This window comes from Spiroplasma endosymbiont of Dioctria linearis (assembly GCF_964030865.1).
Classification (GTDB): Bacteria; Bacillota_I; Bacilli_A; order Mycoplasmatales; family Mycoplasmataceae; genus Spiroplasma_A.
This window is the reverse complement of sequence record NZ_OZ034984.1, coordinates 949,044-964,184: the sequence shown is the minus strand read 5'-3', so window position 1 is coordinate 964,184 and position 15,141 is coordinate 949,044. Positions and strand designations below refer to the sequence as shown.

The window sequence follows — 15,141 nt, the reverse complement described above, 5'->3', positions numbered from 1 at the left end:
AAAATAACCTTGGTAAAAAAGGAGGAATATTACATTGAATATACCAACACCACATATTAATGCTAAGAAAGAAGACATAGCAAAAATTGTATTAATGCCAGGGGACCCATTAAGAGCAAAAAAAATAGCAGAAACATATTTAGAAAATGTAAAACTTGTAAATGAAGTTAGAAATATGTTTATGTATACAGGAACTTACAAAGGTGTAAAAATAACTGTTGCTGGAAGTGGAATGGGTTGTCCAAGTATTGGGATTTACTCATATGAACTTTTCAAATTTTATGATGTTGATTACATAATAAGAGTTGGAAGTGCAGGAAGTTATAAAGAAGAAATTAAAGTTTATGATATTTTTAATGTTAAAGAATCATTTGGAGAAAATAACTATGCAAAAATTGCTGCTAATATTGATTCAAATATAATTGAGGCTGGTAAAATATTATTTGAAAAAATAGAGGAAGTTGCAAAGAAAAAAAATATTAAAATTCATAGCGGAAGATGTCACTCATCTGATGTTTTTTATAGATATGAAAATATATTAGATTTTGCAAAAGCCAATAATTTAGCTCTTGTTGAAATGGAAACATTTGCATTATTCGCAAATGCAAAACTTACAAATAAACAAGCTGCTTGTTTATTAACTGTTTCAGATAGCTTAGTTACTAAAGAGATAACAACAGCTGAAGAAAGACAAAATAATTTTATGGGAATGATAGAATTAGCATTGGAAGCATCTATAGATTTAAAATAATAGAAAAATAAAAAATATTTTTAAAATCAATATAAGTAATTCTGCATCCTAAATAGATGCAGAATTTTTTATTTCATTTATTAAGTCCTTTTAATAAATAATAAATATTTGCAACTTTGAAGAATTTTAATTTAGTAGTTTTTTCAAGAGAGTATATATAATTTATGTTCAAAACTCCTGAAAGAGTTAAACTATGAATAGAAACAAGTGATAAAGTGCATATTTTATTTAATAACTTAATATTGGTGTATTTTTGCATTGTGGAAAAATATTCTATTAAATCTTTTACTAGACTTTAAAATATAGTAAAATAAAGATAACTTTAAAAGGGAGGATTTAAATGAGAATTTTGGCTATTGAGTCAAGTTGCGATGAATTTAGTATTTCAATTATGGATAATGGAAAAATTTTGTCTAATATAATTTCAAGTCAAATAAAGGAACACTCTGAATTTGGAGGAGTCATTCCTGAATTAGCTTCAAGATTACATGTGGAGAATTTCCATTGGGTATTATTAGAGTCACTTCAACAAAGTAATTCTCAGTTAGAAGATATAGATTATATTTCTTATACATCAAATCCGGGACTTATTGGAAGTCTAATTATAGGGAAATTAGTTGCACAAACTATTGCGATGTATTTAAAAAAACCGTTAATGGACATGAACCACATACAGGGCCACATATATGGAGCAAATATTGAACAAAAATTTCAATATCCAGTATTAGCTTTAGTGGTTAGCGGGGGACATACTCAAATTCAATTTTTAAAAGAACCATTGATTTTTGAATTAATAGGTACAACTCAAGATGATGCTGTTGGTGAATGTTATGATAAAGTAGCAAGAGTTTTAGGATTTAAATATCCAGGTGGTCCAAAAATAGATAAATTAGCACAAAAAGGTAATGACAAAAAGTATAAATTGCCTATTACTAAAAATGATGATAGTTATGATTTTTCATTCTCAGGATTAAAAACAGCTAGTCTTAATTTAATCAATAAGCTAAATCAAAATAATGAAAAGATTATAATAGAAGACTTTTGTGCAAGTTTTCAAAAAACAGCAATTGATAGTTTAATGTTAAAATTTGAAAAGGCCATTAGGGAGTTTAAACCCAATACAATAACTGTTGTTGGAGGAGTTAGTGCAAATCAAAGCATTAGAGATATTTTTTATAAAGTAGGAAAAAAATATAATATAAAAAATGTAAATATTCCAAATTTAAAGTATTGTACAGATAATGCAGCTATGATAGCTGAGTTGACAAATGAATATTTAATTAAAGATAAAAAGTAGGAGAGATTTATGAGATCATTTTTAAGCAAATTAACAACAATCGATGATAAGGATTTAACAATAAAGGAAAAGAAAATTGTTGACTATATTAGAGATCACTTAAAAGAAATTGTTGATACAAATATGAAAATTGAAAGAATGGCACAAGAAGCCGGAACTGGTTACAGCGCAATTTATGGATTATTAAAAAAATTAAACATTAAAGGGTTTAGAGATTTTGCTATTTCTCTTGCAAATGATGCAGAGAATCAAGAAATTAATATAGCAAAAAATGATGAAAATGTTGTTTCAGGTTATATAAATATAATTAAACAAAATTATGCATTAATAGAAAAAAAATCAATATTTGATACTTTAAATATTATCAAATCTTCAAAAAAGATATTTTTTTGTTATTGAGAAAATTTACTTTCAGGCCCAGCACAGGAACTTTCAAACTTTTTTTACAAAAGTGGATTTAATGTTTATTTATTAGATAGTGACCAAGAAACAATAAAAGATAGAATTAAAACTTCAAAAGAAGAGGATATTTTTATTTTCTTTACTAGATATGGTAATTCTTCAAGATTAGACAAAGCAATAACAGAACTAGGAGAAATGAAGAAAAAAATAATTTATATTTCAGGAAAAGTTGCGTCGAGTGATATTACAAAATATTTAAATTCTATTCATACTCTAATAGTAGATAATCCTGATAAGAGTATTTATAAAGGACATATTTCAAGTTCTGTACCATTTAATTATTTTAATGACTTATTAATTTATCATTTTTTAAATTCTGATAATTAATTTTATAGGAATGAGTATTAGTTTATGAAAAAATCCCAAAAACAAAGAAAAAATACCTTATTAAATAGTGTTAAAAGAAGTTTTAGAGTTTTCTATTCAGGATTAGAAAAACCTTTTTCGCAATCTTCTTTAAGGGTTTCAAAAAAAGTTGAAAAATACAATAAATCTAGAGAAGATAAAATTTGACTCAGAGAGATTCTTACTACAAATAAAATTGTTAAAAGATTTTATAAAAGACCAGAAATTGAAGTAAAAGATATTGAAAATATATCTTCAATTAATTTTAAAGCAAGAGATGGTTTAAATATTTCAGGTTTAATTTATGAACCAAATAAGAATTCCAATAAGTGAGTAATTGCTTGTCATTGATTTGCTGGGCATAAAACCTGATCACTTCATCATGCAATGGCTTTTGCAAAAATGGGATATAATATTTTGGTTTTTGATTTTAGAGGTCATGGTCAATCAGAAAATGGTTCTACAACAATGGGAGCAAATGAACAGCATGATTTAATGGGAGCAGTAGATTGAATTAAAAAAAATAAAAAAGTTGATAAATTAGCTTTAATGGGAACTAGTATGGGAGCTTTTGTAATTAATTATTGCTCGATAGTATACAATGAAGAATTTAAGAAACTGAATTTACAATTTCTAGTTTCAGATGCAGGTTATGGAAGTGTATTTAGATTATTTTTACATGTTAGAAATATTTATTTATTCTTATTGCCAAAGAGAAGAACTAAAAAAGTTATTAATAGATTAATTGAGAAACATAACCGACAGGAAAGTAATTTAAATTTACATGATGTCAGCATATTTAAAGTTCTAGAAGATATTGATAAAAAAAGTCTCTTTCCAACCTTATTTTTTCATTCAACAGATGACAAAGTTACAAGCTGCTCAGATACGTACGAACTATTATTGAAAAGAAATTGTAAAGAGGATAACTATTTAGTTTTTAATTTTTCAATGCATACTCAGTCAGTAAGATATCATTTTAAAACATATAATTATAAATTAGCTGAGTTTATTAATTTGTATGAAAAAGATGAGAAACTTTTTAAAAATTTAGTAGAAGAATGAAGTTTATTAAAATTTGAGAAAAAAGATAAAATTTCTTTATTACTAAATTAGTTAATAAAAATAAAAGGGAGTTTTAACTCTCTTTTTTGTATAATAATATTGCAAAAGGAAGTATTAATATGAACGATATTAAAGAATTATATTTAGAATATAAAAATGCAAAGCAAGTAAATTTGATTGCAAGAGTAAGAAATAATAGACAAGGTAAGACTGTCAGTTTTTTAATTATAAATGATGGAACGACAATTAAAGATGTTCAAGTAGTTTATAAGTCTGATATTAAAGGTTATGAACAAGCTAGTCAATCTAGAGTGGGTTCTATTATAGAAATAAGGGGAAATGTAATATTAACGCCTGGAAAACAGCAAGAATTTGAAGTTCAAGCTGAAGAAATTACTTTATTGGATCAAGCAATTGAAGATTATCCACTTCAAAAAAAAGAACATTCACCTGAATTTTTGAGAGAAATATCTCATTTAAGAGCAAGAACTAAAACTTTTCAATCTATTTTTAAAATTAGGTCAGTAGCAGCTTTTGCTATTCATAAATTTTTTCAAGAGAAAAACTTTATTTATATAAATACACCAATTCTAACAGCTAATGATGCTGAAGGAGCAGGAGAATCTTTTACAGTTACTACTATAAAAGATGCTAATTATGAAAATGATTTCTTTGGTAAAAAGGCAAGTTTAACTGTTTCTGGTCAATTACATGGTGAGTCTTATGCACAAGCCTTTAAAAATATTTATACTTTTGGTCCAACTTTTAGAGCAGAAAATTCTAATACTTCAAAGCATGCAGCTGAATTTTGAATGATAGAACCAGAAATGGCTTTTTGTGACTTAAAGGGAAATTTAGAAATTATTGAAAGCTTAATTAAATACACAATTAATTATATTTTTGAAACCGCAAAAGATGAACTAGAATTCTGTAATAATAATTTGGAAGAAGGATTAATTGATAAATTAAATAATGTAAGAAACTCAAAATTTGCCATAAATAAATATGAACAAGTTATTGAGGTTCTTAAAAAAGCTGTTAAAGATGGACATAAATTTGAAGAATCAAATATAGAATTTGGTCTTGATTTAGGGACAGAACATGAAAGATACATATGTGAAGTTGTTAATAAGTGTCCAACTTTTGTAACTAATTATCCAAAAGATATTAAAGCTTTTTATATGAAACAAGATGATAATAATAAAACTGTGGCAGCAGCAGATTTATTAGTACCAGGTATTGGGGAATTAGTTGGGGGAAGCCAAAGAGAGGATAGTTTTGATAAAATTATTCAGAGATGTAAGGAAATGGGAATTGAGCCAAATGATTTAAGTTGATATAATGAACTTAGAAATTATGGTTATTATAAATCATCTGGATTTGGTCTTGGTTTTGAAAGACTTATAATGTATGTAACTGGGGCTTCAAATATAAGAGATGTAATTTCTTTCCCAAGAACTCCTAGAAATTTAATATTTTAAAAGCAAATTACTTTGCTTTTTTATGTATTTCTACAAAAGGTTTTTTGTACTTATAAATTAGTGTAAAATTATTGTAATAAGTAGGGGGGTATTCTATGTTAGTCTCATTTGTTCTTACATGACAAGATATTGAAGAAAATATAGACGCTACATTACAAAGTATTTTAGATCAAAGTGAAAAGGATTATGAAATAATTTTAATTTCAGATAAAATGCTAGAAAGTAATGAACAACTTTCAATATCAAGAAAATATTTTTGAGATATTGAAAATATAAAAATAGTTATAAATAGTTCAATTCAAGGAGCTGCAGTTTGCTGAAACACTGCTATTGATTTAGCTGATGGTGAGTATATACATTTTATATCTCAAGGAGACAAAATTAATCCTAACTTTATTAGTCTATTAAAAAAAGAATTAGGAAAATATAAAAATCAAGAAATTGATATTTTGGAATATACTACGCAATTAACTGGTTTATCAGATAAATGTATAGATACTTTTTTAGAAAAAGGAAAAATTTATAATTTAAATAATGAATTTGAACCATTTGCTTATTTAAGTAGTTCTTTATCAAATAAATTATTTAAAACAAATTTATTAAAAGAATTTGGTTTTAAATTCAGAAGGTTTGTAAGATACGATATGTTATTTGCATATAAAATTTTAGGACAGGCAAATTCATATCTATTTTTAAACATAAAAGAGCCATTAGAAGAAATGAGTTTGCAAAAAGTTCAATATTCAGTTTTTGACTTAGTTAATCAATGAACTCATATTTTAAATTACTTTAGAAGAATTGGTAAATTTAAAAACTTAAAAGATTATTTAAATTATGCTTATTATAAAACTATGATACATATATGATTGTGGAATATTAGAAAATTTGATAATAAATTATTAATTAAAAAGGCATCTAGTTTTGCAAGCAGAAAATTTGAAGATAAAAGAGAAGAGTTTATGAAAAATAATAAAGCTTTTCTAGAAACAAAAGATGAGAAGTTTAAAGAAGTAGTAATAGGCTTTTCGTCATATATGAAAAACCTATTAAAATTAGCAAAATAAAAAGGATGATTTTCAATGATAAATCAAAATAGTAAAAATGATTTTTCTCATAATTTGGTTAAGCCACATTTAGGAAGAATCTTTTTTGCAAGACTTTTTGATATTATTATCTGTTCAATTCCAACTTTACTATTGTCATTTCTAAATCCTATTCATGATTTAAATAGTTTACTTATAAATATTCCTGTAAGCCAACTAGTATTGTTTTTATACTTTGTACTTTTACCATACTTATGTAAAGGGAATACTTTGGGAAAATTAATTTTTAATTTAAGATTAAAAAAAATAAATAATGAAAAAATAACATTATCAAATGTATTTTTAAGAGAATTATATTTTCTATATGTTCCTTTATTTTTTTTATTAATTATTCAAATTATTATGGGAGTTATTTTATTTACTACTCCAAAAGATTCTGATAATATAATTATTTTAAAAATAATAAATAATATAGGATATACTTTTCTCGCAATGTGATTTATTTATATTCCTTTAACAATCTATTTACAAAAAGATAATATTTCCTCAATAGATTTAAAATTAAAAATAAGAGTTTATTTTTTAGAAAAAATAGTAGTTATTGAAAAAAAAGATGAAACTATTGATCATATCCACCTACAAAAAAATAGACCAGGTAAAATTGATTTAGAAGAAATAAAAAAAATAATAGGAGAAGAAGATGAATAATTTTGAAAATACTAAAAATAAATTGATAGAGTTAGTTGAAAAAAAATATTTTACAGGAGCAGTTTTAAAAATTAATAAAAATAAAAAAAACATTTTTTCATTTTCCTATGGAATTAATGATATAGATACAAAATCTGAAATGAATGAAAATTTAATTTTTAGGGGTTATTCACTAACAAAAACAGTAACAGTGGCTGCATTTTTAACTTTAATTGATGAAAAAGTAATAGATTTAAATGATCCTCTACATAAATTTTTTCCTGAATTTAAAAATATGAAAGTTTTAAATATTCAAAATAATAATGAAATAGTTGAAGCTAAGAATGAAATTTTAATTAAACATTTATTAACAATGACTTCAGGGTTAGCATATTTTGGAAATAAAACTATAACCCAAAAACAGACAACTTTACTATTAGCAGAATTTGTAAAGCCAATCAATGGTAAATTTATGGATTACTATACTTTTATAAATAAACTTTCAAAAATTCCTTTAGAATTTGAACCAGGAACAAATTGAAGATATGGTTTATCACTAGATGTTATTGCAGCCGTAATAGAAAAAGCTACATCAATGAGTTATAGAGATTTTGTAAAGCAAAGAATATTTGACAGGTTAGAAATGTTAGACAGCGACTTCTACTTAAAAGATAGAAGAAGAGAAGCAAAAGTTTATAATTGAAGTTTATTAGAAGATAAGCCTATTTTGGAAAAAGTAGAGAATTTTAATTTTTTTATTCAAGAAATTGACAATGTTCCAAAAATGCCAATGGGTGGGGCTGGCTTATTTACAACAGTAGGTGATTATTTGAAGTTTTTAGATTTCTTAATTGATGGAAAAAATATAAAAGGAGAGCAAATCATTAGTGAAAAAATTTTAAAAGAAATGACAACAGATAGACTAAAAAAATTGAGATCAAATTTTAGATGAACTTTAAATGAAGATTATAGTTATGGTTATGGTGTAAGAGTAAGAATAGAAAATAAAAATTTTCCACTAACTGAAATTGGAGAATTTGGCTGAGATGGCTTATTAGGTTCTACAGGATTAGTTGATCCCATAAATAAATTTAGTGTATGTTTAATGTTAAGTTCTAAACCGGGACATAACAAATTAATTGAATCTGAATTTTTTGAAAAACTTTATCAGGATTTAAAAAGTATTTAAATTATTATTTTATTTTCCGAAGTTTTATCTCTAAAAATTGATATTATAGAAAAGTTATAGGAGTTATTTACATGATAAAAGAACTATTAAAAGAATTAAATGATGAGCAACTTGATTCAGTAATTACTACTGATGTGCCTGTAAGAATAATAGCGGGAGCTGGAAGTGGTAAAACGAGAGTTATAACAACGAAAATAGCATATCTAATTGAAAAAGAAGGAATTTACCCATCAAAGATATTAGCAGTTACTTTTACAAATAAAGCAGCTCAGGAAATGAAAGATAGAGTTAGTAAAATAATTCCAAATTTAGATAGAAGTCCTTTGATTACAACATTTCACTCTTTTTGTGTTAGAGTGCTTAGAGAAGATTGTGAAGATATTGGTATATCAAAGGATTTCACTATTATTGATGCTTCAGATCAAGCAAAAATAATTAGAGATATAATTAAAAAACTCGATATTAGTACAGAAAAAAATAGGCCAGAAAGAAAAATTCTATCTAAAATTAGTAATTGAAAGTCTAAACAGATTGATTGAAATGAAGCATATGAAGAAACTTTTAATTTTGAAGAAAAGAAATGAGCAAAAGCTTATAGAGATTATCAACAATATTTATATGAAAAAAATTATTTGGACTTTGACGACTTAATTTTGAAAGTTCATAAACTATTCAACGATAATATAAATATAATAGAAAAATGAAGAAATAGATTTGACTATATAATGGTGGATGAGTTTCAAGATACAAATTACATACAATTTGATTTAGTAAAATGATTAACAGGCAAAAAAAATAATTTGACTGTTGTTGGAGACCCAGATCAAACTATTTATTCATGAAGAGGTGCAAAGGTAAATATTATTCTTAATTTTAGAAATGAGTTTTCAAACTCTCGTACAATAATTCTAAATGAAAATTATAGATCAACAAAACCAATTTTGGATATTGCAAATAACTTTATTGATAATAATAAAAATAGAGAGAAGAAGGATATTTTTACTCAAAAAAAAGAGGGGGAAATAGTTCAAGTCAAAGAAGTAGCTTCAAGAAACTTTGAAGCAAAATTTGTATCTAAAAAAATAAAGGAACTTGTTCAGGAAAATAATTATAAGTATTCAGATATTTTTGTTCTCTATCGAACAAATGCATGGTCCCAGGAATTTGAAAAGGAATTTCAAAATCAAAAAATTCCTTTTCAGCTAATTGGAGGGTTTAAATTTAGAGATAGAAAAGTAATTAAAGATGTAACTGCTCTACTACGAGCAGTTGTATTTAAAGATGATTTATCTATGGAAAGAGTTTTTACATTTACTCCTAAAGTCGGAGCTGTAACAGCTTCAAAATTAAAAGTAGCATCAGAACAATTAAATTTAAATTTATTTGATTTATTAACAACAAAAAGTCAAGAAGTTAATCAAATATCCAAAAATTTAAATGATCTTATAGAATGCTTAAAAAACGCAAGAAAAATATTTGAAGAAAATAAAAGTATATTAAAATTAACAGAAACTTTAATTAAAGAATCTGGTTATAGAGACCGTCTAGATTTAAAAGATAAAGAAGATATTGAAGCATTGCAAAATTTAGAAGCATATTATGATCAAATGGAAAAATATGACACTTATTATAATGAAACTGAAAATGACTTAAATAGAGCAGTTATCTTTTTACAAGAAGAGGCTTTGTCAAGTGATGAAGAAAATAAAAATGAGATAAATAAGGTTACTCTATTAACAATTCACTCGGCAAAAGGATTAGAAAATAAGGTTGTATTTATTGTGGGTCTAAACAAAGATGTATTCCCCTCAAAAATGAGCTTTTTATCAATTGAAAATTTAGAAGAAGAAAGAAGAGCATTTTATGTTGCAATTACAAGAGCTCAAGAAAGACTTTTTATATCTTACGTTTCAGGAGAATATTCTTATATATCTAATGGTGAATTAGGACCTTCTAGATTTATTCAAGAGCTTAATCCTGAATTATATGAAATAGAAAAAAGCATTTATTTTCACTCTAATACTGATGTCTCAAGTACTTATAAAGGAAAAGCAAATTTAGAACTAAAACCTGATAAACTGGAGGCTGGCGTAGTTAAAGGCGATAAAATAAAACATATGATTTTTGGAGATGGTCTAGTTATTAAGATTATTGATAGATATATTTCGGTGGCTTTTACAGATCCAAAACAGGGTGTTAAAATGATACCAATAAACTCTGCTTCATGAGAAAAAATAGAATAGAATTAATTAAAATTTAAAGCGTTTTTTTTATTGTATATGTATCATTTTTATATACAATAATATTGTTAAGGAGGATAATACATGACTTCATTTACAGCTAAAGTAATTGATCCAGTTGGATTACATGCAAGACCTGCATCAGTTTTAACGAAAGAAGCTTCAAAATACGCATCAGAAATTAAAATAAAATGTGGAGATAAAGAAGGTAATTTAAAATCAATTATGAATGTTATGGCATTAGCAGTTAAAACTGGTGCTGAAATTACAATTGAAGCAAATGGCCAAGACGAAAACGAAGCTATTGAGGCAATTGAGAAAGCAATGAAAGATAACTCAATTATCTAGTATTAATAAGCCCTGATAAGGCTTTTTTTATTCTTAACATTCTCTTTTAGAAAAAAATCTTATTTAGTGAAACTAAATGAATTATTTTCTTAAATTTTTTTGAAAAAACTATACCTTTTTTTGTTTTTTTAGTTATAACATTATAGAAATAAAAAACACAAATTTCACATAAAGGATATCAACAGATTTATCTTAGGGGTAAATGTGTGGAAGTAGTATAAATGAGTAAGTTTATAACAATTAAGGTTAAACAAGGGATTTTATATTAATCTTTTTATTGGCTTATAAAAGGATTAATATAAGATAATATTTTAACCAGGATACAAATATAGTGTTTTTGTTTCACTTAATATTTATTTAGTAAAAAGTGTTACGTGAAATGATCTACTTTTCTAGGTATCATTTTTGACAACCAAACTAGGTATAATTTATAATTACAGGCACTATTGTATTGCATTATTCTATAAAACTAGAATTAAATGAAAGGCGAAAATAAAAAAATGGCAAAGAAAAAGAATCAATATTATTATGACTCACTTTCTCCAATTGAATTTGCTATGAATAAATTCAATGGAAGAATGAGATCGGTAAATTGAAATGTAATGAATGATGATAAGGATTTAGAAGTTTGAAATAGAGCTACACAAAATTTTTGATTACCTGAAAAAGTTCCAGTTTCAAATGACTTAGTTTCATGAAAAACACTAACTCCAGAATGACAAGAGCTAGTAACAAGAACTTTTACTGGACTTACTTTATTGGATACTATTCAAGCAACTGTTGGAGATGTTGCACAAGTGCCAAATTCATTAACAGATCATGAGCAAGTTATTTATACTAACTTTGCGTTTATGGTGGCTGTTCATGCAAGATCTTATGGAACAATTTTTTCAACATTATGTTCAAGTGACCAAATTGAGGAAGCACATGAATGAGTAATTAATTCTGATAGTTTACAAGAAAGAGCAAAAGCATTAATACCATATTACACAGGAAATGATCCATTAAAGTCAAAAGTTGCAGCCGCACTTATGCCAGGGTTTTTACTTTATGGAGGATTTTACTTACCCTTTTATTTATCAGCAAGAGGAAAATTACCAAATACTTCAGACATTATAAGATTAATTTTGAGAGATAAGGTTATTCATAATTATTACAGTGGATACAAATATCAAAGAAAAGTTGAAAAATTATCTCCTGCAAAACAAGCAGAGATGAAAAAATTTGTATTTGACTTACTATATGAATTAATAGAGTTAGAGAATAAATTTTTATATGAACTATATGATGGGTTTGGTATTGCAGAAGATGCTGTAAGATTTAGTTTATATAATGCAGGTAAGTTTTTACAAAACTTGGGTTATGAATCTCCATTTACAGAAGAAGAAACTAGAATTGAACCAGAAATATTTACCCAATTATCAGCAAGAGCTGATGAAAATCATGACTTTTTCTCAGGTAATGGGTCATCTTATGTTATGGGTGTAACCGAAGAAACATCTGATGAGGATTGAGAATTTTAATTAATGCATGACGATGTTATTAAAATATCAAATAAAGATATTAAAAAACCAAAGGGAAAAGTATTTGTTGTATACTTTTCTTCAGTGTCTAATAACACCCATAGATTTATGGAAAAACTAGATGTAAATGATGCAAGAATTCCTTATGAAATAGATGATCAACTAATTGTTCAAAAGGAATATGTTTTAATAACTCCAACTTATGCTGGAGGTGGCGGAGATACAAAAGGGGCTGTACCAGCTCAAGTTATAAGATTTCTAAATAATGAAAATAACAGAAATTTATGTAGAGGAGTAATAGCTTCTGGAAATACTAATTTTGGTGATACATTTGCAATTGCAGGACCGATAATTTCTAAAAAGTTAAATGTTCCCTTACTATATCAATTTGAGCTTTTAGGAACTGCACAAGATGTTGAAACAATAAGAAAAATCTTGGAAGATTTTTGAGAGGAATAAAATAATGAACAAAGATAATATAAAAAATCTTTCTGGTACAAATGAATCAGATGAGTATATAAAATTAAATGCTAGAGCAAAATTATTTGTGCCTGGTCAGGATAACTTTAAATTAGATATTCAAGCAGCAGAATTATATATGAAAGAACATATTGAACCAAATATGATGAAATTTTCAACAACTAAGGAAAGAATTGATTACTTAACAAAAAATCAATATTATGATGAAGTAGTTATTTCTAAATATACAATTAAACAAATTGATGAATTAAGCAAATATGCATATTCATTCAAATTTAAATTTCCTAGTTTTATGGGAGCATTAAAATTTTTTAATGCTTATGGTTTAAAAAGTTTTGATGGTAAAAAATATATTGAGACTTATGAAGATAGAGTAGTTTTAAATGCACTATTTTTAGGTGGTGGAAATTTTGATAAAGCTAAAAATATTTTGAAACAAATAATATTAGGAAGATTTCAACCAGCAACTCCAACTTTTTTAAATGCAGGAAAAAAACAAAGAGGGGAATATGTTTCATGTTACTTACTTAGAATTGAAGATAACATGGAGTCAATTGCAAGAGCAGTTACAACATCTTTACAATTATCAAAACGTGGGGGTGGAGTTGCAATTTGTTTAACTAATTTAAGAGAATTTGGTGCTCCAATTAAAAACATTGAAAATCAAGCAACAGGTGTAATTCCTGTAATGAAAATTTTAGAAGACTCATTTTCTTATGCAAATCAATTGGGGCAAAGACAAGGAGCTGGAGCTGTATACTTAAACGTTCATCATCCAGATATAATGTCATTCCTTGATACAAAACGTGAAAATGCTGATGAAAAAATAAGAATAAAATCTTTATCATTAGGAGTAGTAGTTCCAAATATAACTTTTGATTTAGCAAAGGAAAATAAAGATATGGCTCTTTTTAGCCCTTATGATGTTGAAAAAGTTTATAAGAAACCTTTCTCAGATATTTCAGTAACTGATGAATATGAAAATATGCTAAAAAATAAAAATATTAAAAAGACATATATTAATGCCAGAAAATTATTTCAAGCAATCGCTGAATTACATTTTGAAAGCGGCTATCCCTATTTACTATTCGATGATACTGTAAATAATAATAATGCTCACCCAGTAGCTGGAAGAATTGTTATGAGTAACTTATGTAGTGAAATTGTTCAAGTCTCAACTCCAAGTGAATATAATTCAGATTTATCATTTAAGAAAACAGGTGAGGATATCTGTTGTAACTTGGGGAGTATGAATATTGCTAAAGCAATGGAAAGTGGAGAAGAGTTTTCAGAGGTTATCTATAACTCAATTCTTGCTTTAGATCATGTTTCAAGAAATAGTGATTTATCAAGTGCCCCCTCAATTGAAAATGGAAATAAAAATAATCATGCAGTTGGATTAGGTGCTATGAATTTACATGGATTTTTATCAACAAATCATATTTACTATAATTCACCTGAAGCAATTGATTTTACAAATATGTTTTTTTACACAATGGCTTTTCATGCTTTTAAAGCTTCAAATAAATTATCAAAAGAGTATGGCTCTTTTGCTGGATTTAAAATCTCAAAATTTGCAGATGGATCATATTTTAATAAATATACAAAATGTGAAAGTAATAAGTGAGTTCCTCAATCAGAATTAATTAAAAACTTATTTGATAAATATAAAGTTTCAATTCCTACTCAAAAAGATTGAATAGAATTATCAAATGAAATTAAAAAAACAGGACTAGCTAACTCACACTTAATGGCAGTAGCTCCAACAGGTTCAATAAGTTATTTATCTTCTTGTACTCCAAGTTTACAACCAGTAGTTGCACCAGTTGAAGTTAGAAAAGAAGGAAAACTTGGAAGAGTTTATGTACCAGCTTATAAAATTGACTTTGAAAATATGGCCTACTATTCATTAGGAGCTTATGAAGTTGGTCCAGATCCTATTATTGACATTGCAGCTGCCGCTCAACAACATGTTGATCAAGCCATATCATTAACATTATTTATGACTGATCAAGTAACTACAAGAGACTTAAATAAGGCGTATGTAAGAGCCTTTAAAAAAGGATGTGCTTCAATCTACTATGTTAGAGTACGTCAAGAAGTTCTTGAAGATAGTGAAAATTATGAATGTGATGCATGTGTTATTTAAAAATTTTTAAATAAAAACATCTAAAAGAAAATAGATAATAAAATAAATTTTGTTATCTGTCAATTTTCTTAAAAGATGTTT

Annotated in this window: 13 protein-coding genes; all 13 read left to right on the top strand. The window is 26.1% G+C overall.

What is annotated here, in order from left to right; translation table 4 throughout:
- The first annotated feature begins 40 nt into the window (after positions 1–40).
- Positions 41–751: a purine-nucleoside phosphorylase gene (gene deoD, locus AAHM84_RS04155; protein ID WP_425289574.1), complete on the top strand. Its 711-nt coding sequence runs from the start codon at positions 41–43 to the stop codon at positions 749–751.
- Positions 752–1,091: 340 nt separating this feature from the next.
- A complete protein-coding gene (gene tsaD, locus AAHM84_RS04150) occupies positions 1,092–2,048 on the top strand; it encodes a tRNA (adenosine(37)-N6)-threonylcarbamoyltransferase complex transferase subunit TsaD (protein WP_342258656.1) in 957 nt (318 codons plus the stop codon).
- A gap of 9 nt (positions 2,049–2,057) precedes the next feature.
- Entirely contained in the window at positions 2,058–2,837 is a 780-nt protein-coding gene (locus AAHM84_RS04145; RefSeq protein ID WP_342258655.1) for a hypothetical protein, read from the top strand.
- A 24-nt stretch (positions 2,838–2,861) separates the two neighbouring features.
- A complete protein-coding gene (locus tag AAHM84_RS04140; RefSeq protein ID WP_342258654.1) occupies positions 2,862–3,971 on the top strand; it encodes an alpha/beta hydrolase in 1,110 nt (369 codons plus the stop codon).
- A gap of 68 nt (positions 3,972–4,039) precedes the next feature.
- Positions 4,040–5,401: an asparagine--tRNA ligase gene (asnS, locus tag AAHM84_RS04135; protein ID WP_342258653.1), complete on the top strand. Its 1,362-nt coding sequence runs from the start codon at positions 4,040–4,042 to the stop codon at positions 5,399–5,401.
- Positions 5,402–5,496: 95 nt separating this feature from the next.
- Positions 5,497–6,465, top strand: coding sequence for a glycosyltransferase family 2 protein (locus tag AAHM84_RS04130; RefSeq protein WP_342258652.1), 969 nt, complete (start codon positions 5,497–5,499; stop codon positions 6,463–6,465).
- A 15-nt stretch (positions 6,466–6,480) separates the two neighbouring features.
- Complete coding sequence (locus AAHM84_RS04125) at positions 6,481–7,152, top strand: RDD family protein (RefSeq protein ID WP_342258651.1); 672 nt, start codon at positions 6,481–6,483, stop codon at positions 7,150–7,152.
- Positions 7,145–8,320: a serine hydrolase domain-containing protein gene (locus AAHM84_RS04120; protein ID WP_342258650.1), complete on the top strand. Its 1,176-nt coding sequence runs from the start codon at positions 7,145–7,147 to the stop codon at positions 8,318–8,320. Before AAHM84_RS04125 ends, AAHM84_RS04120 begins: the two co-directional genes overlap by 8 nt.
- A 71-nt stretch (positions 8,321–8,391) precedes the next feature.
- A complete protein-coding gene (locus AAHM84_RS04115; RefSeq protein WP_342258649.1) occupies positions 8,392–10,563 on the top strand; it encodes an ATP-dependent helicase in 2,172 nt (723 codons plus the stop codon).
- An 81-nt stretch (positions 10,564–10,644) separates the two neighbouring features.
- On the top strand, positions 10,645–10,908 hold the full coding sequence (locus AAHM84_RS04110; protein ID WP_339029804.1) for an HPr family phosphocarrier protein: 264 nt from the start codon (positions 10,645–10,647) through the stop codon (positions 10,906–10,908).
- Positions 10,909–11,408: 500 nt separating this feature from the next.
- Positions 11,409–12,431 (top strand): class 1b ribonucleoside-diphosphate reductase subunit beta, encoded by a 1,023-nt coding sequence (gene nrdF / locus AAHM84_RS04105; RefSeq protein WP_342258648.1) that lies wholly within the window; start codon positions 11,409–11,411, stop codon positions 12,429–12,431.
- Positions 12,432–12,434: 3 nt separating this feature from the next.
- Positions 12,435–12,890, top strand: coding sequence for a class Ib ribonucleoside-diphosphate reductase assembly flavoprotein NrdI (nrdI, locus tag AAHM84_RS04100; protein ID WP_342258647.1), 456 nt, complete (start codon positions 12,435–12,437; stop codon positions 12,888–12,890).
- A 4-nt stretch (positions 12,891–12,894) separates the two neighbouring features.
- Positions 12,895–15,060, top strand: coding sequence for a class 1b ribonucleoside-diphosphate reductase subunit alpha (nrdE, locus tag AAHM84_RS04095; protein WP_342258646.1), 2,166 nt, complete (start codon positions 12,895–12,897; stop codon positions 15,058–15,060).
- Positions 15,061–15,141: the final 81 nt, after the last annotated feature.